At 71.2% G+C, this 20,115-nt stretch carries 14 protein-coding genes; 5 read left to right on the forward strand and 9 right to left on the reverse strand.

Annotated elements, in window-relative coordinates:
- Genes ACZ7CH_RS08040 through ACZ7CH_RS08060 form a run of 5 tightly spaced genes read right to left on the reverse strand, consistent with a single transcriptional unit; the run spans nt 1 to nt 7,555 of the window.
- Complete coding sequence (locus ACZ7CH_RS08040; RefSeq protein ID WP_360387689.1) at nt 1-1,548, reverse strand: tryptophan halogenase family protein; 1,548 nt, start codon at nt 1,546-1,548, stop codon at nt 1-3.
- Between the two features lie 25 nt (nt 1,549-1,573).
- Complete coding sequence (locus ACZ7CH_RS08045; RefSeq protein WP_470368488.1) at nt 1,574-2,584, reverse strand: methyltransferase; 1,011 nt, start codon at nt 2,582-2,584, stop codon at nt 1,574-1,576.
- Nucleotides 2,581-3,819 carry an FAD-dependent oxidoreductase gene (locus ACZ7CH_RS08050; protein ID WP_470373415.1) on the reverse strand — a complete coding sequence of 413 codons (1,239 nt, stop codon included), beginning with the start codon at nt 3,817-3,819 and terminating at the stop codon, nt 2,581-2,583. The genes ACZ7CH_RS08045 and ACZ7CH_RS08050 overlap by 4 nt, the downstream gene beginning before the upstream one ends.
- Complete coding sequence (locus ACZ7CH_RS08055; protein ID WP_470373416.1) at nt 3,819-6,866, reverse strand: ferritin-like domain-containing protein; 3,048 nt, start codon at nt 6,864-6,866, stop codon at nt 3,819-3,821. Before ACZ7CH_RS08055 ends, ACZ7CH_RS08050 begins: the two co-directional genes overlap by 1 nt.
- Nucleotides 6,863-7,555 (reverse strand): class I SAM-dependent methyltransferase, encoded by a 693-nt coding sequence (locus ACZ7CH_RS08060; protein ID WP_360387699.1) that lies wholly within the window; start codon nt 7,553-7,555, stop codon nt 6,863-6,865. The genes ACZ7CH_RS08055 and ACZ7CH_RS08060 overlap by 4 nt, the downstream gene beginning before the upstream one ends.
- A 203-nt stretch (nt 7,556-7,758) precedes the next feature.
- On the opposite strand from ACZ7CH_RS08060, the gene ACZ7CH_RS08065 reads away from it, so the two are divergent.
- A complete protein-coding gene (locus ACZ7CH_RS08065; protein WP_360387702.1) occupies nt 7,759-9,363 on the forward strand; it encodes an FAD-dependent monooxygenase in 1,605 nt (534 codons plus the stop codon).
- A gap of 85 nt (nt 9,364-9,448) precedes the next feature.
- Nucleotides 9,449-10,141, forward strand: a complete 693-nt coding sequence (locus ACZ7CH_RS08070) for a class I SAM-dependent methyltransferase (RefSeq protein WP_458433178.1) — start codon at nt 9,449-9,451, stop codon at nt 10,139-10,141.
- A 4-nt stretch (nt 10,142-10,145) separates the two neighbouring features.
- Here ACZ7CH_RS08070 and ACZ7CH_RS08075 read toward each other — a convergent pair whose 3' ends face one another.
- On the reverse strand, nt 10,146-10,994 hold the full coding sequence (locus tag ACZ7CH_RS08075; protein ID WP_458433177.1) for a helix-turn-helix transcriptional regulator: 849 nt from the start codon (nt 10,992-10,994) through the stop codon (nt 10,146-10,148).
- A gap of 85 nt (nt 10,995-11,079) precedes the next feature.
- On the opposite strand from ACZ7CH_RS08075, the gene ACZ7CH_RS08080 reads away from it, so the two are divergent.
- Nucleotides 11,080-11,859, forward strand: coding sequence for an SDR family NAD(P)-dependent oxidoreductase (locus ACZ7CH_RS08080; RefSeq protein ID WP_360387709.1), 780 nt, complete (start codon nt 11,080-11,082; stop codon nt 11,857-11,859).
- A gap of 344 nt (nt 11,860-12,203) precedes the next feature.
- The gene (locus ACZ7CH_RS08085; RefSeq protein ID WP_458433176.1) at nt 12,204-13,727 is read left to right on the forward strand and encodes a non-reducing end alpha-L-arabinofuranosidase family hydrolase; all 1,524 of its coding nucleotides are present in this window, start codon (nt 12,204-12,206) and stop codon (nt 13,725-13,727) included.
- Between the two features lie 191 nt (nt 13,728-13,918).
- On the opposite strand, the gene ACZ7CH_RS08090 is transcribed toward ACZ7CH_RS08085, so the two are convergent.
- Entirely contained in the window at nt 13,919-15,382 is a 1,464-nt protein-coding gene (locus ACZ7CH_RS08090; RefSeq protein ID WP_360387712.1) for an amidohydrolase family protein, read from the reverse strand.
- Between the two features lie 132 nt (nt 15,383-15,514).
- Nucleotides 15,515-16,519: a sugar ABC transporter substrate-binding protein gene (locus ACZ7CH_RS08095; protein ID WP_360387714.1), complete on the reverse strand. Its 1,005-nt coding sequence runs from the start codon at nt 16,517-16,519 to the stop codon at nt 15,515-15,517.
- A 209-nt stretch (nt 16,520-16,728) separates the two neighbouring features.
- On the opposite strand from ACZ7CH_RS08095, the gene ACZ7CH_RS08100 reads away from it, so the two are divergent.
- Nucleotides 16,729-18,693, forward strand: coding sequence for a putative bifunctional diguanylate cyclase/phosphodiesterase (locus ACZ7CH_RS08100; RefSeq protein WP_360388371.1), 1,965 nt, complete (start codon nt 16,729-16,731; stop codon nt 18,691-18,693).
- Nucleotides 18,694-18,754: 61 nt separating this feature from the next.
- Here ACZ7CH_RS08100 and ACZ7CH_RS08105 read toward each other — a convergent pair whose 3' ends face one another.
- The gene (locus tag ACZ7CH_RS08105; RefSeq protein WP_360387717.1) at nt 18,755-20,083 is read right to left on the reverse strand and encodes a M28 family peptidase; all 1,329 of its coding nucleotides are present in this window, start codon (nt 20,081-20,083) and stop codon (nt 18,755-18,757) included.
- Nucleotides 20,084-20,115 lie beyond the last annotated feature (32 nt).

The following is a 20,115-nucleotide window of genomic DNA, read 5'->3' on the forward strand; positions in this document are numbered from 1 at the left end:
TCACCTCGCCTGGTGCAGCTGCGCGAAGTACTCGTACTGCGTGGGCAACGTCCGTGCGAGCTCCGCGGCCTGTTCCGCGACGAGCTTGAGCTCGTGCTGGGCCGACGACGGGTCCATCAGGCCCAGCGCGGGGGAGGACTTCAGCGGAAGCCCGCCCAGGCCGAGCAGCATGCACACGTAGGAGTAGGACTCGAACCCGTGGTAGTGCGGGAACACGGACTCGTTGTCCGGCAACCGGGTCTGCCAGCGCTCCAGCCGCTCGGCCAGCCCGTCGGGCAGCGGCCGGGTCTTGGTGTCCTTCCAGTACTGGTTGTCCTGGCGCTTGGCGGCGTAGTAGTGCACGACGAGGAACTCGCGCACGCCGTCCATCACGTTGTTGACCAGCCTGTTGTAGGCGGTGCGCAGGCCGTCGTCCCAGCGCGCGTCCGGGAAGTGCTTCACCAGCTGCTCGATGCCGTGCTGGATGAAGAAGATGCCGGTGGACTCCAGCGGCTCGACGAACCCGCTGGACAGCCCGATCGCGACGCAGTTGTTCACCCAGTGGCGGCGGCTGCGGCCGATGCGCATCCTGATGTGGTTGGCCTCGGCGTCCTGCGCGGCCGGGCCGACGAACGCGCGCAGCGTCCGCTCGGCCTCCTCGGGCGTGGTGTAGTCGCTGGCGTAGACGTAACCCGTGCCGATGCGGTCGAACAGCGGGATCGTCCAGATCCAGCCCGCCTCCTGCGCGGTGGCTGTCGTGCACGGCCGCAGCCCGCGGTTCTCCATGTCCTGCGGCACGCGCAACGCGACCGCGCTGTCGTTGGGCAGCGAGGACTGGTAGGACTCGAACGGCTCCTGCAACGCCTTGCCCAGCAACAGGCTGCGGAAACCGGTGCAGTCGATGAACAGGTCGCCGGTGAGGTTCCCGTTGTCCCTGGTGACGACGTGGCTGATCCAGCCGCGGTCGTCCAGCGCCACGTCCTGCACGTCGTCCAGCACGTGCTTCACACCCCGCGCGACCGCGTAGTCGCGCAGGTAGTTCGCGACCAGCGTGGCGTCGAAGTGGTAGGCGTACGGGAACTGCGTGGTCTGCTCGGCAAGGGTCGTGCGGTACGTGCTGCGCTCGCCCAAGCCGCCCTCGAACAGCTCGCCGTCGAGGTGCCGCGGCGACTTCAGGTCGTCGCACAGCGTGCCGACCAGGAAGCAGTCCTTGTCGAAGCGGTCCGACTTCCGCTCGCGCAGCCACCAGTCCGTCAGCGGGAAGCCGTCCACGACGCGCTGCCGCTCGAACGGGTGGTAGAAGTGGTGTCCGGGCTCACGCCAGTTCTCGAACCGGATGGCGAGCTTGTAGGTCGCGTTGCACGCGGGCATCCACTCCTTCTCCTCCAGGCCGAGGTACTCGAAGAAGTGCCGGACCGTGCTGAACGTCGCCTCGCCCACGCCGATCGAGCCGACGCGGGCCGACTCGACGAGCGTGACGTCGACCCGGTCGCCGAAGGCGGCCGTGAGGTAGGAGGCGGTCATCCAGCCGGCCGTGCCGCCACCGACGACAACTACGTTCTTCAACATCTTCGGTCAGTCCTCCGGTTCGTGGTTACTGGGCGACGGCGTGGATCAGGCTCTGCGGTGACGAGGTCGGCGTGACCTCGACCCGGCGCAGGCCCGACCGCCGCAGCAACGCGTCGTAGTGGTCGAGGTCGCGCTCGCGGCCGGAGTTGACGGCGAGCATCCCGAGGTCGAGCAGCGGGGCGAAGCCCGGTTCGCCCATCGGCCCGAGCGGCATCTCGACGACGACCACCCGGCCGCCGGGGCGCAACGCCCTGCGGCAGTTGGTGAGGATCTCGACGCACGCGTCGTCGTCCCAGTTGTGCAGGACGGCCTTGAGCAGGAACAGGTCGCCCTCCGGGACGGCGTCGAAGAACGAGCCGCCGGCGAACGTGCAGCGGTCGGCGAGACCGGCCTTCTCCGCCTCGGCCACCGCGGTCGGCTCCACCGTCGGCAGGTCGAAGACGACGCCCCGCAGCTCCGGGTTCGCCCTCAGCAGCGGGTGCAGCAACGCGCCGTTCGCGCCGCCGACGTCGACCGCCGTGGTCAGACCGGTGGTGTCGAGCAGGTCGCCGATCTCCCGCGACAGCCCGTCGGTCAGCTCGGACATGGAGCTGGAGAACCGTTCCCACTCCCGCGGGTTCGCCTGGAAGTAGGTCCAGATGTCACTGCCCAGCGCGGCACCGGTCTGCGGCTCGCCGGCGCGCACGGCGTCCGGGAACCGGCCCCAGGACAGCCAGTGCCCCGGTGAGCCGTGCACGATCGCGATGTCGCGGAACGACCCCGGCGCCCCTTCGCGCAGCGTCTCCAGCAACGGGGTGCTGAGGAACTTCCCGTTGTCGTAGGTCACGAGCCCCTGTGCTGCGCAGGCGCGCAGCAACCTGGTGGTCGTGCCCGCGTCGACGCCGATCAGCTCCGCGATCTCCGCGCCGGTCAGCGGACCGTCGGCGAGGTGGTCGGCGAGCTTGAGGTCGGCGACGGCGTGCACGATCTGGGTGACCCAGTACCCGGTGATCATCTGCATCATCCGTGCCTGCGGTGGCATTCCCGGTGCGGTCATCGGGCGGTCTCCTCCGGCGCTGCGGCTTGGGTGCGAACGTGTTCTGGCCGGAATCCGAGCCCGATGACGCGGCTCATCAGCCATTGGGCGACGCCGAGCTTCTCGAAGACCTTCGGGGCGGGCGGCTGGCCCGACCCGTCGAGCGCCTCGTCGATGCCGAACTTCTGGGTGGCGCGCTGCAGTCCCTGCGACAACGCGACGGCGCGTTTGCGTCGTTTGCGCACCCGCGCGAGCAGCCCGTCGTCGAAGGGCTCTCCGTTCTGCTTGCGCAGCAACGCCTCCGTGAGGATGTTGGCGGTGGCGACCGCGTCCTGCACGGCGAGGTTCACGCCGAAGCCCGCGACCGGGGACATGGCGTGCGCGGCGTCGCCGATGAACAGCAGACCGGGCTCGTGCCAGCGCTCCAGCCGGTCGATCCGCGCCTCCAGCGGGCTCAGCTGGTCCAGGGAGGACACCTCGTGCGCCCGGTCGGCGAGGAACGGCACCAGCTCGGCGAGGTCCGCGCGGAACTTGTCGAGGCCTTCGCGGCGCACCCTGTCCATGCCGCCGGTGGACGTCTCGTAGGACATCTGCCAGTAGGTGCGGCGGTCGGTGGCGCCGAAGATCTTGCCGTTGCCGATCCGCACGCAGATGCCCTCGTCCGGATCGGTGTCCCTGCGGGAGATCCGGAAGAAGATGACGTCGAGCGAGCGGCCGATCAGCGTGGGCTCGAACCCCGCGTCCCGCCTGATCACCGAGTGCCGCCCGTCGGCCGCGACCACGAGCGTCGAGCGGATCTCCCGCTCGCCCTCGGGGCCGCGCACGCGCAGGCCCGCCACCCGGCCGTCGCACCGCACCACGCCCAGCGCCTCGGTCTTCATCAGCAACCGGAACCCCGGGTACCGCTTGGCCTCTGCGGTGATGAGGTCCAGGAAGTCCCACTGCGGCACGAAGGCCATGTACGGGTAGGGGACCCGGAGCCGGCGGAAGTCGGCGATGTCGATCCGCTTGCCGTCCTGCACCACGCCGATCGTGCTGACCTTCTGGTGCGGCAGCTCGTGGAACCTCTCGATCAGGCCGAGCTCGTCGAGGATCTGCAACGTGGCGGGGTGCACGGTGTCACCGCGGAAGTCACGGTGGAAGTCGGCGTGCTTCTCCAGCACCACGACGTCCACACCGGACCGGGCGAGCAGCAGCCCGAGCACGGCACCGGCCGGGCCTCCGCCCGCGATGCACACGGTCGTCGTCTCGGCCATCACAGGTCCTTCAGGTCCATGGTGCGCAACGAGTCGCCGATGAAGGCGAGCAGGTCGGCGACGGTCGGGGTGAGGCCGAAGCCGACGCACTTGCGGGCGAGGTCGGCCACCTCGTGGAACTCGCGGGCCATCCACTCGACAGCGACGTCGGGCCGGGAGATGTACTCCGGGGTGGAGTCGAGCTCGAACGACGGTCCCGCGGTGCGGCCGGGCCGCCCGGACGGCAGCGTGACGACCAGCTCGCCCAGCGGCCGCAGCACACCGGTCATGATGTCCAGCGACCAGTTCATCAGCCGCGAGCGGCGCAGCGACTTGTCCGGGCTGTAGCCGAAGTGCTGCACCATCAGCTGCATCGCGAGGAAGTACGACCGGTTGAACGCCTTCACCGCGATGCGGGCCGGCTCGTGGGTGATGTGGTCCATCGCCGGGTTGCCGGGCTTCAGCGTGGGGTTGCGCATCACCGGGTAGGCCGGGTTCCACGGGATCTTGCGGCCGTTGGGGCCCTTCGCGCGTTCCGCGATCAGCAGCTCCGAGATCCGCAGGAACGTGTCGAAGTGCGACTCCTCCTCCGGCAGCGTCGAGGGGATGTGCCCGCCCTCGCCGTGCTCGGTGACGAAGTCGATGGCGAACACGGCGCTCGCGACGTCGTCGACCTCCAGCTGGTAGTCCGGGTGCACCGCGTTCACCGACTCGCGCATGAACAGGTGGTGCGCACCGCCGCCGCGGCCCTTCTTCACCAGGAACACGCCGGGAACGGCCTGGACGCCCTCGCGGATCGCCGCGTACAGCTCGCTCAGCGACCCGTACTGGTAGGGCTCGCCGTCCGCGCGCAGGACCGCGGAGTCGTTGCCCTCGATGTCGTCGATCAGGTCGTGCGGCTGTTCCAGTGCCACGAACCGCTGCACGCTCGCGAGGTTCAACGGCTCCAGCGAGAACTCCAGCGGCACGCACACCTGGCTGTTGAACGTGCCGAAGTCGAGCTTGGGCAGGTGGAACGGCCGGCCCATCGCCATCAGGATGTTGTTGATCGCGAGGAAGTGCATCATCTCCTCGCGGGCGACGGACATCAGGCTGCCGCGGATGCCGTTGTTCCACGTCTCGGTGCCCTCGCCGCACGCGGTGAGCAGGTGCTCCTCGGTCCACTCACCGCGTTCGACCAGCTTCCGGCCGGCACCGTGCGTGGGCACGCTGTAGGCCGCGTAGAGGTACTGGACCATGGTGGCCAGCTCGATCGCCGCGGCTTGGTGGAGCGCGTGCAGCAGCTGGTCCTTGGTCGTGATGGTGCCGAGCTTGCGCTGCTGGGGTACGAAGGTCGGCGGTGTCTGCCGCCGGTCGTCGTCGGCGAGCAGGTAGCGCAGCATCAGGCGGATCTGCGGCGCGCTCATGTCCCGCGTCGGCGGCATGTAGAACGTCTTGCCCTTGTGCTCGGGCGCGGACACGTGCCAGATCAGCCGGGCGTAGGGCTCGACCTTGAACTCGTCGGCGAGGCTCAGCACCTCCGAGCGCATGAACGAGTACTGCAGCTCGTAGTAGGCGAGCGCCTCCCGGTACAGCGTGGGGAAGGTGATCTCCTCGTCGGGCAGGTCGTCGAGGTGCCAGTGGTCCGGCAGCACCCGCACGGCCACGGACCCGACCGCCGACCAGTAGCCCTGCTCGTCGTTGTTGTCGTAGCGCTCGGCCGCCGTGGTGCCGCGCGGTTCCGGCGTGGTCTCCGGGCGCAGCAGCACCCTCGTCGCACCGCCGCGCACGCCCTTGAGCGTGATGGTGCTGCGACCGTGCTCGTCGGTCGAGAGCACCAGGTCGGGCCGGTACTCGGACTGGCCGGCCGGCAGGAACGCGACGAGCTGCGCGGTGTCGCGGTCCTGCGCCAACGGCAGCGCGGCCGGGTTGACGTGCTGCTCGACGTGGATGCGGTCGACGCGGGCCGGTGCGCCGCGCACGTAGGAGCGGACCGGGATCTCGACCGCGTGGTCCTCGCCGGTCCCGGTGTTCTCGTGCTCCAGGAACAGCGCGGCCTCGTCGGACTCGACGACGACCTCCTCCTCGCGGGACAGGACGGTGCCGTCGGGCGCGGTGAGCACCAGCGGCTCGGCCGGGTCGCCGGTGCCACCGTCCACCCTGGACACCACGACCACGCCGGACGTGCGCGCGTCCTCGGCGGGGGGAATCGTGGCGAGCAGCGTGCCCGACGCCGTGCGCACCTCCAGGCCGGTCCGCGACCACGCGGTGACCAAATTCGCGGTGACGTGCGATTCGGTGAGGTGCACGGAGGCGTTGGGCAGCGCGGACCCGGTGGTGCGCGCGGTGAGCAGCCGTCCGGCGGGGGAGGTGCGCAGCTCGTGGCGGCGCCAGGGCGCGATCGTCCCGCGCAGCCGCCAGACGTCCGGCTGGCCCACCCCGGTGGGCTTCATGTCGGTGATCGAGAACTGCACCACGAGGCCGTCGGCGTCGTCCTCGGCCACCGCGCGCAACCGGGCGAGCGCGGGGGAGTCCGCTGCGCCGTCGAGCCAGTGCAGGCCCTCGGTCTTGTCCACCACGAACTGGTGCAGCACGGTGTGGAACTGGTTCCAGCGCGGCGGGCACAGGCCGTTCACGTCACCGGTCACCAGATACGGGACGTCGTGCGAGCGCCCCGACCGGCCGAGTGCGAGCTGGCCGACCATCAGCGTGGTGGTCCAGTTGGAGGCGGGGTCGACGTCGAAGACCCGCGAGCGGTTCGCCGTGCCCGCCGTGTAGTCGCAGAAGTGGCCCCAGAAGTCGAGCTGCCGGCCGACGACGAGGTCGTCCGCGCCCACCTCACCGGCGGCCAGCTCCGTGCCGACGACCTCCGCGTCGACCCAGAAGTGGCCGTTGCCCTCGAAGTTGTGGCCCTTCGACTCGCCCAGGAAGTCGTAGTAGTCCTGCACCGGGCGGTCGGTGTCGAACACGCCGTCGGCGTCGATGGCCCGGTTGCTCTCCAAGTCCAGCCACCCCGCGCGCGGCCCGGTGGGCAGGCGGGTGACGGCGGAGCCCGCGAAGTGCAGGCGGGGCAGGTCGAAGACGCTCATGCGTTGTCCCAGACGACCGCGCTCATCGTCGGGATGAGGTCCTTCGTGATCCGCACGCCGGGCAGCGCCTTCTCGTACTGCAGGCGGAACTCCGTGTCCGTGAGCGGCATCGCGGCGGCGCTCATCTCCAGCCAGCGCGGGTGCAGCATCATCCGCACCGAGTCGCACGCGGCGTCGACGTCACCGGACACGTCGTAGATGATCTTGCCGGTCTCGAACGCGTAGGCGCTCTGCTCGCTCGGCGCCGCGGCACCGTCGGGCTGGGTCACGTCGACCACCACGAGCCGGCCGCCGGGGGCGACGAGGGCGCGCAGCACGGGCAGCACCTCGTCGGCGGGTCCCATGTGGAACACCGCGTTGACCGACATCACCAGGTCGAACTGCCCGTCGCGCTCGGGCGTGAGGTCGACGGCGTTGCGGCACTCGTAGCGCACCGGCACCCGCGTCCGCTTGGTGGCCGCGATGTCGAGCATCTTCTGCGACAGGTCGACGCCGACCACCTCGTCGTACCGGCTCGCGAGCAGGCCGCAGTTGTTGCCGCTGCCGCACCCGGCGTCGAGCGCGCGGCGACCTCCCGGCAGCTGCTCGACGAGCCACGACCGCACCGGGCTCGTGGCGGCGTCACGGATCACCGTGAACCGCTCGTAGAGCTCGGCCAGGTCATCAAAGTACGCTTCCGGGGCGCTCATTGAGGTTCCTCGACTTCCGGCGGTCCACGACGTGACGGCCTCCACCATCGGACGTCGGGCGGTCCGCTGATAAGGACCTGCCGGAGAACCTGCGCGCTCGCGCAGGGTGGCCCCCCGATCCCGTTCCACGGCGGGCGATGTGGTGCGTCCGCGCAGCTCGCAATACTGCGATCGCACATTCGCCGACGTGAACGAGGAAGCCGATGCGCGACGAACGCGACTGCGACGTCCTGGTGGCGGGCGCGGGACCGACCGGTCTCTGCGCCGCCCTCATGCTCGCCCAGCACGGCGTGCGGGTGCGGGTGGTCGACGCCGGGTCGGGCCCGGTGGAACAGGCGCGTGCCGCGATCGTGCACGCCCGCACCCTGGAGCACTTCGACCGGCTCGGGGTCGCGGAGGCGGCCGTCGCCCGCGGCCTGCCCATCACCGACGTCGCGATCCACGAGGCCGGCCGGCACGTGGGCGACATGCCGCTCGCCGGTGAGGGCAGCGCGGACCAGACCCGGTTCCCCTACGCGCTCGCGCTGGAGCAGTTCGAGACCGAGCGGGTGCTCGTGGAGGCGTTGAAGGAGCACCACGTCGAGGTCGAGTGGAACACCGCCGTGGCGGACCTGGCCGACTCCGGCACCGAGGTCGCCGTGACCACCGTGCAGGGGCGCACGATCACGGCTCGCTGGCTGGTCGGCGCGGACGGGGCGAGCAGCGTGGTGCGCGGGCTCGTCGGCCAGTCGTTCGACGGCGAGACCTACGCCCAGGCGGGCATGCTCGCCGACGTCACGCTCGACGTCGACCTGGGCGTGCGGGGGATGCGGCTCAACCTGACCCGCGGCGGTTTCGTCGGCATCCTGCCGCTGGCGTCCGGGCGCTGCCGGCTCTTCGGCGTGGTGCCGCCGGAGCTGAGCCAGGCGCCTGCGCAGAAGAACCCCACGCACGAGGCCTACGCGCCGCTGCCGCCCGCGGACCTGCAGCAGTGGTTCGAGAACTACTTCAAGGTCGACGCCCGGCTCAAGGACGTCGTGTGGGCGTCGATGTTCCGGTTCCACAGCCGGATCGCCTCGAAGTTCCGCGTCGGCAACGTGTTCCTCGCGGGCGACGCCGCGCACATCCACAACCCGGCCGGTGGCCAGGGCCTCAACCTCGGTGTCGGCGACGCGGTCAACCTCGCCTGGAAGCTCGCGCAGGTCGTCAACGGCGAGGCGCCCGAGTCGCTGCTCGACACCTACGAGTCGGAACGCCGCCCCATCGCGCGGACCGTCCTCAAGCGCACCGACCTCGGGTTCAAGCTGGAGACCGGGAACAGCGCGGTGGCGGTGTGGATGCGCACGCACGTGGCGACCCGCGTGGTCGGCGTGGTGTCCCGGCTGGCGCCGATCCGCCGGATGTTCTTCCACATGTTCTCGCAGCTGTGGATCAGCTACCGGGGCTCGGCCGCGGTCGGCCCCGGCACCGGGCCGCTGCGGCCGGGCGACCGCGCGCCGTACGCCGAGATCCGGCCCACCCCGGACGGGGCGAGCAGCGTGCTGGACCTGACCCACGGCGCCGGGTACCACGTGCTGCTGTTCGGCGCGCAGGGCCTCGACACCGACGGGCTGGCCGCACGGCTCGACGACCGGTACACCGCCGCGATCACCACCCACGTCATCCCGCCGGAGGAGGAGGCCGCCCACCGCGGGTACCAGGTGAACGGCCCGCTGCTGGTGCTGGTCCGGCCGGACGGGCACGTCGCCGCGGTCGCGGACCCGTCGTCGGTGCAGGGCGTGGTGGACCACCTCGACACCGTGCTGACCCGCGTGCGGTCCGCGGTCTGACCCCGCGCGGGGTCCATGCTGCGCAACCGCGTGGGATCGTTTCCACCTGGTGTTCCCGGTCCGTCCTGCTCATCAGACTGTGCCCATGACACAGAGCGAGAAGACCGACGAGTCCCGCGGCTTCACGGACCCCGAGTACTGGAACTTCATGTACGACGAGGGGACCGCGCCGTGGCTCATCGGCGGGCCGCAGCCCGCGATCGTCGAGCTGGAGCGGCAGGGCCTGGTCCGCGGCCGCGTCCTCGAACCGGGCTGCGGCTCCGGTGAGCACACCACCCTCTTCACGAAGCTCGGCTACGACTCCCTCGGCGTCGACCTGTCCCCGAGCGCCATCGCCTACGCCCGCCGCACCGCGGCCGAACGCGGCGTGCCCGAGGCGCGGTTCGAGGTCGCGAACATGCTGCGGCCGCAGGACCACCCGTTCCTGTCGGGCGGGTTCGACACGGTCGTGGACGTGGCGCTGTTCCACGGGTTCGGCGCCTACGGCGACTCGGACCACGCACAGGCGTACGCACAGGTGCTGCACTCGCTGACGAACCCCGGCGCGCTCGTGCACATCCTCGCCCACTCCAACGCCGCGCCGGGGCTGAGCTCCAGCATCGGCGAGGGCGTGATCCCCGCGGCGTTCACCGACGGCTGGGTGGTCGAGAGCGTCGAGGCCGCGAGCTACCAGGGGTTCATCACCGAGCAGATCTCCGCGGTGGCCGTGCAGCGCGGCCTGCCCGCGCACGGGCCCGTCGAGCTGGCGGCGTGGCTCGGCCGGGTCCGCAGGCTGTGACCGGTCAGGCCCTGTCGCTGGTGTCGAAACCCTGTGCCGCCACCACGTTCAGCAGCGCCAGCGCCTCGGCGTCGGGTGACCCGGCCGGTGCGCTGTAGAGCACGAGGTGCTGGTCGCTGTCGGTGAGCGCCAGCGAGTCGCAGTCGACGGTGATCCTCCCGACCAGCGGGTGCCGGAAGCTCTTGCTGAGCACGGTCGGCGACTGCACGTCGTGGCGTTCCCACCGCCGCGCGAACTCGGCGCTGCCCTCGCACAGCTCACCGACCAGATCGGAGATCACCACGTCGGCCGGGTACCGGGCGAGGGTGGCGCGCAGCTGCATGACGACGTGGTGGCGGAACTCCGTCGCGTCGGAGACCCCGTACAGCGCGGGCCCCGGTGTGAGGAACGCGCGGCGCGCGAGGTTGCGGTCCCGCGGGGCCAGGACGCGGAAGTCCTCCATCAGCGCGGCCATCAGGTCGTTGCACGCGAGCACCTCGAACGCCGCCGAGACCACCATCCCGGCCGTCTGCGGCAGCCGGTCGAGCAACGCGAGGACGCTCGGCCGGACGTCGCGCCGGTGCACCGCCGTGCGGCTGGGCGCGGTGCCCGCGAGGACGTGCAGGTGGTCGGACTCGGCGCCGGTCAGCCGCAGCGCGCCCGCGATCCCGGCGAGCACCTCGGCCGACGGGCGCGGGGCCCGTCCCTGCTCCAGGCGGACGTAGTACTCGGTGGAGATGTGCGCGAGCACCGCCACCTCCTCGCGCCGCAGGCCCGCGGTCCTGCGGCGCGGGCCGGACGGGAGACCGACGTCCTGCGGCCGGAGCCGGGCGCGCCGGCTGCGCAGGAACGTGCCGAGCTGCTGCTTGTCCATGCCCCGAGTATCCGCGCCGCGAACGGGCCCAGGGTGGTACAGCCTGTGCCTGCCTCCGGCGCGCGGGCGGCCCGACGCTGGAGCCATGACGAACTCCGACACCACTCCGGCCGGGCTGCTCACCGGCAAGGTCGTGCTCATCACCGGCGCCAGCCGCGGCATCGGCGAGGCAGCGGCCCGGCTGTTCTCCCGTGAGGGTGCCGCCGTCGTGCTGGCCGCCCGCGGAGCCGACGCCCTGGACCGCGTCGTCACCGGCATCCGCGCCGAGGGCGGTGTCGCCGACGCGGTCGTGGTGGACCTCGCCGACCGCGACAGCATCCGCGCCGCCGTCGACCGGGTCGAGCAGCTGCACGGACGGCTCGACGGCGCCTTCAACAACGGTGCGGTGGTGCAGCAGCCCGGCCCGCTCGACACGACCAGCGACGAGACGATCGACGAGCAGTTCGTGGTCAACTTCCGCGGCCACTGGACCGCGATGACCGCCGAAGCCGCCCTCATGCGCAAGAACGGCGGCGGCGCGATCGTGAACACCTCCAGCATCGGCAGCCGCCGCGCGAACCCCGTGCTGCCCGCCTACGGCGCCATGAAGCGCGCGCTCAACAGCCTCACCGAGAGCGCGGCCGTGACGTGGGGCCGGGAGGGCATCCGGGTCAACGGCATCACGCCCGGTGGCACCGAGACGGCGATGATCGACGAGTGGGAGGCGGCGACCCCCGGCGTCGTCGAGCAGCTCACCGCCACGATCCCGGTGGGCCGGATGGCGCAGCCCCGTGAGGTCGCCGAGGTGGCGGCGTGGCTGCTGAGCGACCGGGCCGCGATGGTGACCGGTGCGCTGGTGCCGGTCGACGGCGGTGCGGGCGCGTAGCCACCGCGCAATTGCGCGCACCTCGCGGTTCCGCGCTTTTAACGGAAGCTAAAGAAATGCGGGTTCTTTTAGCTTCCGCTAAAAGCAGCAGGATGTGGCGGGCTTGATCGTGTTAGCGTTCACATTGGTTCTTGACCAGTCGCAGATCGTGCCTCAGAGTTTGCTGTGTGCGTTCGACATGTGCGGTGAAGACAGCCCGGTCTCCGGGGTCGTCGTCGAATTGTCGAACGCTCACATAGAGGCACTTTCATCACAGGGCGCGCGATGACCACTCGGCGCAAGAGGTCGCTCGGACGTTGCCCGTGCCGCAGTTCGCCCACACCTCGACGAAGAGGAGCACGCCCGTGGTCAGGACAGACCATCACCCGCCCACCGCACTTCCCCAGACCCGCAGGCGCCGTGCCGCCGGCGTCACCGCCGTGATCGGCGTGCTGCTCGGCGGGTTGCTGGTGGCGGTCAACGCGGCGCCCGTGTCGGCTGCGACCGTCGACACCACCGCCTGGTACGTGCTGGTCAACCGCAACAGCGGCAAGGCGCTGGACGTCTACAACCTCGCCACCGGTGACGGCGCGCGCATCACCCAGTGGAGCCGCAACGACGGCAACCAGCAGCAGTGGCAGTTCGTCGACTCCGGCGACGGCTACTACCGGGTGAAGTCCCGCCTGTCGAGCAAGGTGCTCGACGTCCACAACTTCTCGACCGCGGACGGCGGCAACGTCGTCCAGTGGTCGGACCTCAACGGCACCAACCAGCAGTTCCGCCTCGCGGACTCCGACGGCGGCCACGTGCGGCTGATCAACCGCAACAGCGGCAAGGCCGTCGAGGTCCAGGGCGCCTCCACCGCCGACGGCGGCAACGTCGTGCAGTACAGCGACTGGGGCGGCACCAACCAGCAGTGGCAGCTCGTGCGCGTCGGTGGCGACACCGGCCCCACCACCACGACGAGCAACAACCCCGGCCAGTGCTCCCTGCCGTCGACCTACCGCTGGTCCTCGACCGGCGCGCTGGCGCAGCCGCGGCAGGGCTGGGTGTCCCTCAAGGACTTCACCCACGTCATGATCAACGGCAAGCACTTGGTCTACAGCACCACGCACGACACCGGGACCAGCTGGGGCTCGATGAACTTCACCCCGTTCACCAACTGGTCGGACATGGGGTCGGCGAGCCAGAACGCGATGAACTCCGGCACCGTCGCGCCCACGCTGATCTACTTCGCCCCGAAGAACATCTGGGTGCTCGCCTACCAGTGGGGCGGCACCGCGTTCACCTACCGGACGTCGAGCGACCCCACCAACCCGAACGGGTGGTCGTCGCCGCAGGTGCTCTCCACGGCGAGCATCAGCGGCTCCGGCACGGGACCCATCGACCAGACGCTCATCGGTGACGGCCAGAACATGTACCTGTTCTTCGCCGGCGACAACGGCAAGATCTACCGCCAGGTCATGCCCATCGGGAACTTCCCCGGCAGCTTCGGCTCCTCCTACACGACCGTCATGAGCGACACGACGAACAACCTGTTCGAGGCGCCCGAGGTCTACAAGGTCCAGGGCCAGAACCAGTACCTGATGATCGTCGAGGCGATCGGTGCCAACGGCCGCTACTTCCGGTCGTTCACCTCCAGCAGCCTCAGCGGTTCCTGGACGCCGCAGGCGGCCACCGAGAGCCGTCCGTTCGCCGGCAAGGCGAACAGCGGTGCCACCTGGACCAACGACATCAGCCACGGTGACCTGATCCGCACCAACCCCGACCAGACCAAGACGATCGACCCCTGCAACCTGCAGCTGCTGTACCAGGGCCGCAACCCGAGCTCGGGTGGCGACTACGGCAAGCTGCCGTACCGGCCGGGTGTGCTGACGCTGCAGCGCTGACCGACCTTTTCACGAATCTGAACACCTGAACGGTTTCTCCGCCGGGCTTCCTGAGTCCGGCGGGGAAACCGTTCTCGCTATTCATGGCTCATTCCGTTCGCATACCGGAATCGGTCCGCGGTTCGGTACGTCCGCACCGGAGGCGTTCACCCGCGCCGTGCTCGCCCTGTGAACGCCTCCGTGCCCCCGCGTCAGCCGGCGGGAGGCGTGAGCACCCCGCCCGCCGCCGCGCGAATCCGCAGCGACGAGGCCGTGGCGTCGCGCACGATCCGGTCCACGTCGTAACCGGCCAACCGGCCGCCGCGCTTCACGAACTCCCCGTCGACGAGCACGGTGTCCACGTTGGCGGGTGTGGCCGACTGCACGAGCGCGGTCTCGGGCAGCCCACCCGGCGCGATGTTGACGTCGGTGGTGCGCACCAGGACGAGGTCGGCGCGCTTGCCGACGGTGATCGACCCGGTGACGTCGCCCAGGCCCAGCGCGCGGGCGCCGTTGACCGTCGCCATCTCGATCACCCGGCGGAACCCGATCTCCGGCAGGTCCGCGGTGGGCGTGCCCTGCCACGGGATTCCCGTCGTCCAGGCCACCCGCATCGTCTCGAACGGGTCCGGCGGCGCGATGGACGTGGCGTCCGACGACAGCGACACCGGCAGCCCGGCCGCGTTCATGCGCAGCAGCGCCGCCCTCGGGTCACCGGCCGCGCCGAGGCGGAACTCCGAGTGCGGCGCCCAGCTCAGCGGCGTGGCGGTGCGCACCAGGACCTCGATGTCGCTGTCGAGCGCCGTGACGTAGTGGCACAGCAACGTCTTCGGCCCCAGCCACCCGCGCCGCTCGTAGTCGGCGGCGTCCACGATCCGCGGCGGCGACTGGCCCGCGTGCACCGACACCGGCAGCCCGCGGCCCAGCACCGCGTCCATGTCGGCGAAGAAAGCGCTCTCATCGCTCTGCGACAGCCCGCGCACGCTGACCCCGAGGTGCACGCGCCCGTCGAACGCGGTGCCACCCGCGAAGTACTGCTGCCGCACGCGGTCCACGTCGGTCAGGTCCACCGGCACGTCCCGCGGCATCTGGTCCACGTGGCCGTAGGAGAACCGAGCGCGCAGCAGCCCGTCGCGGTGCGCCCGCAGCTCGGCGTCGGCGTGCGCGGGGGAACGCGTGTTGTTGCACCAGTTGTGGACGGTGGTGACGCCCGCGTTCGCCAGCTCGGCGAGCCCGAGCAGCACGCTGCGGTAGTGGTCGGCCGGTTCGTACAGCGCCGACGTGGCCCGCTTCGCCGCGAAGTACGGGAAGCCGTCGGCCACGAAGTTGCGGCCCAGCGCGCTCCACATGTGGTGGTGGGTGTTGACGAACCCCGGCGCGACGATCATGCCGGTCGCGTCGACGACCTGCGCGTCCGGTGCCTTCAGGCCGAGGCCGACCGCGGCGATCCGGCCGTTCTCGACGAGCACGTCACCGCGGGGCAGCACGCCGAGCGCGGGGTCGACGGTGACCACCGCGCCGCCCCTGATCAGCAGGCGGCCCCGGTGCGGGCCGGGGCCGGCGGGTGTTGTCGCCGGCTCGGTGGCCGCTGCCGTCGCGGAACCCGTCGCGGAAGCCGTCGCGGACATGGCGAGTGCGGCACCCAGGGACTTGGTGAGCGTCCTGCGGTTGATCATGGGACCTCCAGGGCTGGGACTCGGACGAGTCATGCTCACCTGGGACTTCCGCCCCTGTCACCGTGCTGCCGCGGCCGCTGGACCAGGCGGTGGAAGGCGCTTACCGCGCCTGGTCCAGCCGGCGTGCCCCGCTCACCGAGCCTCGTGCAGCGGCCGGATGTGCCGTTCGGCGTGGGCGGTCAACGCCTCCACCTGGGGCCGTGCCGCGTCGAGCCGCGCCTCGGGACTCGACTGGCGGGCGATGATCTGGTCCACGTTGGCCCGCGTCACCAGCAGCCCCGGCGCCACGAACCAGCCTTCCGGCAGCGGGCGGCCGTTCTTCGCGTGCGCGGCGAGCAGCCAGCCGGCCACCGCGCCCTTCACGAAGTGCTCCGCCGACACCGACGCGAACAGGTGCCCGTCCTTGACGCCCTGCAGCGCCTTCGGGTCCACGCTGAACGCACCGGCCAGCCACCGCGCGCCCCTGGCGGCGTGAACGGCGGCGAGGTTCACCGCGTCGACGTCGCCGGCGCCGAGGAACGCGAGCGCGTCCGGGTTCGCGTCCACGACCCGCTGCCAGGTCGCGAGGTTCGCCTGCGCGTCCCTGCCGGTGTCGAGCGGACCCATCACCCGCAGCTTCGGCAGCCGTTCGGTGAGCCGGGCCCGCATGCCGGCCGACCGCTGGTCCAGCGCGGGCATCGCGGGGGAGTTGCTGCCGATCACCACGGTGCCCGCGGCGTCGGGCGGGAGCCGCTCCACGGCGGCGTCGGCGAGCAGCTGGCCCATGTCGTAGCTGTCGTTCTCGATGAGCAGCTCGACGTCGGCGCCCGGCGCGATCTGGCCGCCGGCGACCGCGATCACCGGGATGTCCTGCTCGACCAGCCGCGCCATCGGCCCCGCGAGCAGCTCCGGTGCCACCGCGGACACCCCGATGCCGCCCCTGGCCCGCGTGGCGAGGTCCCTGAGCAGCTCGACCTGGCGCAGGCCGTCGTGCGTGGCCGGGCCGGTGGTCTCGGTCCGCACGCCACCGACCAGCTGCGCGCCCGCGGTGAACCCGTCGCTCATCTCGCGGGAGAAGTCGCGCGAGGTGTTCTGCGACAGGAAACCGATGGTCGGCGGATCATCGGACGTCTGCCCGGTCGTGCACCCGCTCACCACCAGTGCGAGGGTGAGAACCGCTGCCGGCAGGGCACGGGCAGGCGAAAGCATTGGTGAGCCCCATCGTCGGGTGTGCCGAGCGCCAGACGGTAGTGGGTCGGTGCCGATCACCGCCAGTGGTCCGGAAAGCACCGTCCGCGGGTTGCGTGCCATCCTTTGGCTGCGTACCAATGAGCACTTCGCACGAGTTCCGATCGTGAGGCGCGGTGATGCTGTCCACCTGGGTCGAGGCCCGCACGACCGCGCACACGACGGTCGTGAGCCTGGTGATCGGCCTGGCCACGCTCGCGGGGATCGCGCTGTGGATGAGCCTGAGCGCCCAGCGCGCCGCCGCGCACCTGCACGAGCTCAACGAGACCAGCGACCGCTGGGGCCAGGTCGTGCAGAACGTCGACGTGGCCGACCACGCCATGTCCGACTACCTGCGCTCCGGCACGCCGGTGATGCGGCAGCCGCTGGTCAGCGCGGCCGGTGCGGCGGGGGAGAGCCTGCGGTGGCTGGGCGACAACGGCGGCGCGGCCGACGTGCGCGCCGCCGGGATCGTCGGCGACCTGTACGGCGACTACACGACGCTGCTGCGCGACGTCGTGGCCCTGGGTGACGGCGGTGACGCGACCGGTGCCGCGCTGAAGGCCGACCAGGCCGAGCTCACCGTCGTCTCGCTGCGCAAACAGCTCTCGACCGTGGTGCAGCTCAAGCGCCTGGAGACCTCCGAGTACCTCAAGCACGCCGAACACCACAACGGGCAGCTGCGGATCGCGGCGCTGGTCGCGTTCGTGGTCGACCTGGGGCTGGTCGCGCTCTGCGCGGTCGTGCTGCTCGGCCACCGCCGCAAGATCCTGCGCCAGGCCGCGAAGAGCGAGCACGAGGCCTCGCACGACGCGCTGACCGGCCTCGCCAACCGCACGTTGCTGACGCAGCGGACCGAACAGGCGATCAGCAGGGCAGCGGTCTCCGGTGACCCGCTCGGGTTGTTCCTGATCGACCTCAACCGCTTCAAACCGATCAACGACACCCTCGGCCACGCGTTCGGCGACCGGTTGCTCCAGCACGTCGCGACCCGGCTGACGAGCGCCGTGCGCGGGGACGACACCGTGGCGCGGCTGGGCGGCGACGAGTTCGCGGTGCTGCTGCCCGCCGTCGGCAGCACGGCGAACGCGCTGGCCGTGGCGGGCAAGGTGCACCGGGCCCTGGAGGAGGCCGTCGACCTCGACGGCCTGTCGGTGGAGGTCGGCTGCAGCATCGGCGTCGCCCTGTACCCGAGCGACTCGACCGACGCGCACGACCTGCTCAAACACGCTGACATCGCCATGTACGCGGCCAAGCGCAACCGCCTGGGCACCACGGCCTACGAACCGGGCCTGGACGAGCACAGCGCCGCCCAGCTGACCGTGATCAGCGACCTGCGCCGGGCGATCGACCAGCGCGAGCTGGTGCTGCACTACCAGCCGAAGGCCGACGTGCGCAGCGGCACGATCTGCGGCGCCGAGGTGCTGTGCCGCTGGCAGCACCCGCGGCTGGGCCTGCTCGGCCCCGACCGGTTCATCCCCGCTGCCGAGGAGACCGGCCTGATCGAACCGCTCACCCGCTACGTCCTCGACCACGCGCTCGACCAGTGCCGGCGGTGGCACGCGGCCGGGCAGGAGGTGCCGGTCTCGGTCAACGTCGGCGCCCAGTGCCTGCACGACCTCACGTTCCCCGACCAGGTCCTCGACCTGCTCGCACGGCACGACCGCCGGCCGGGCGCGCTCACCCTGGAGATCACCGAGAGCGCCATCATCGCCGACCCGCACCGCGCCACCGAGGTGCTCGGCCGGCTGCGCGAGCTCGGCGTGCGGCTGTCCATCGACGACTTCGGCACCGGCTACTCGTCGATCGCCTACCTGCGCACGATGCCGGTGCACGAGATGAAGATCGACCGGTCGTTCACCACGAACATGCGCACCGACCCCAGCAGCGGGGCGATCACCCGCTCGCTGCTCGGCCTCGCGCACAACCTGGAGCTCGAGGTCGTGGCCGAGGGCGTGGAGGACGAGGAGACCTGGTCCGCGCTGGCCGCGCTGGGGTGCGACATCGTGCAGGGCTACTGCCTGAGCCGCCCGCTGCCCGCCGACGAGTTCGCGGCCTGGCTGCGCGAGCGGACGCCCACCGGGCTGACCGTTCCGAGCGGATGACCGCGGGCGCGCACCCCGGCGTGAGGTGCGCGCCCCCGTGCCGCCTCAGCGGCGGGACCGTTCAGCGCTGCGTGGCGAGCCGGTATGCCGCCGCGCCGACCAGCTCCATCGACACCTGGAGGCGTTCGAGGCTCACGTTGGCCGCGATCGTGTCCTCCGGCGTGTGGTAGATCGGCTCCAGCAGCTGCGGACCGCCCTCGCCGCGCCAGCTGAAGTTCGCCGACGCCATGCCCTTCTCGTGGAACGGCACGTGGTCGCTGGACCCGCGGGCCACCGGGCCGTGCACGCGCGGGTCGTAGCCGAGTCGCTGAGCGGCGGCGCGGACCTCGCGCGTGGTGTTGTTGTCGGCGCCGTCGACGGACAGCAGCCAGTACGCCGTGGCCGGGTCGTGGCTGGTGGCGACCATGTCGTTCTGGAACACGCCCGAGATGCGGGCGATCTCCTCCGGCGTGAGCTGCGAGACGTAGTGGCGGGAGCCGAGCAGGCCCTGTTCCTCCGAGCCCCACAACGCGAAGCGCAGCGTCCTGCTCGTCGGCAGGTGGCGCAGCACCCGCGCGAGCTCCAGGCACAGCACCGTGCCGCTGCCGTCGTCGTTGGCGCCCGGCGAGCCCGGAACGCTGTCGTAGTGCGCGGTGACCATCACGACCCCGTTGTCGCGCCACGGGAACGTGGCCGGGCGTTCGGCGATCACGTTGTAGGACGTCAGGTTCGCGTGGTGGGTCGTGGTGATCGTCAGCTCGGCCGTGCTGCCGCGCAGGCGTTCGGTGTGCACCTGGGCGAGACCGACCACCGGCACGGCGACGTTCTGGGTGAGGGTGGGGGAGAACGCGCTCAGCTTGCTCGCGGTCGTCGAGACGCGGCCGAGCAGGACGGCGACCGCGCCCTTCTCGATCGCGGCCAGCGTCGGCGCGGAACCGGTGGGGGCGTTGACGAACAGCGCGATCTTGCCGGTCAGGTCGGGCAACGCGCTGCCGTCGCCGACGTCGGCGACCGGTGCCGTGACCGTGACGCCGAGCGCGCCGAACCGGGACGCGCCCGCCTGCCAGCGCGCGCGGTCCACCACGACGTCGGCGAGGTACTTGTCCGGCACGGTGAACGGCTGCGTGGTCACCTGGTACCGCAGCTGCCTGAGCACCTTCACGAGGTAGTCGCGCGCCTGGTGCTCGGAGGCGGTGCCGCCGATGCGCGGGCCGATCCGGTCGCTCAGCACCCGCAGGTGCTCGAGCGCCTTGCGGGCCTTGACCTGTGCCACCACGGGGAAGTCGCCGAGGTGGAGGTCGGGCAGGTGCGAGGCGCCCGGCCGCTGCCGCGTCGCGGCCCACGCGCTCGCCGGGTTGGCCGCCACGACCGCAACACCGGCCGCCGCTGCGAGGAAGTCACGTCTGCGCATGGTGCGTCGCCCCCATCTCCCGTTGTCGACGT

The sequence above is a fragment of the Lentzea sp. NPDC037011 genome (assembly GCF_055607425.1).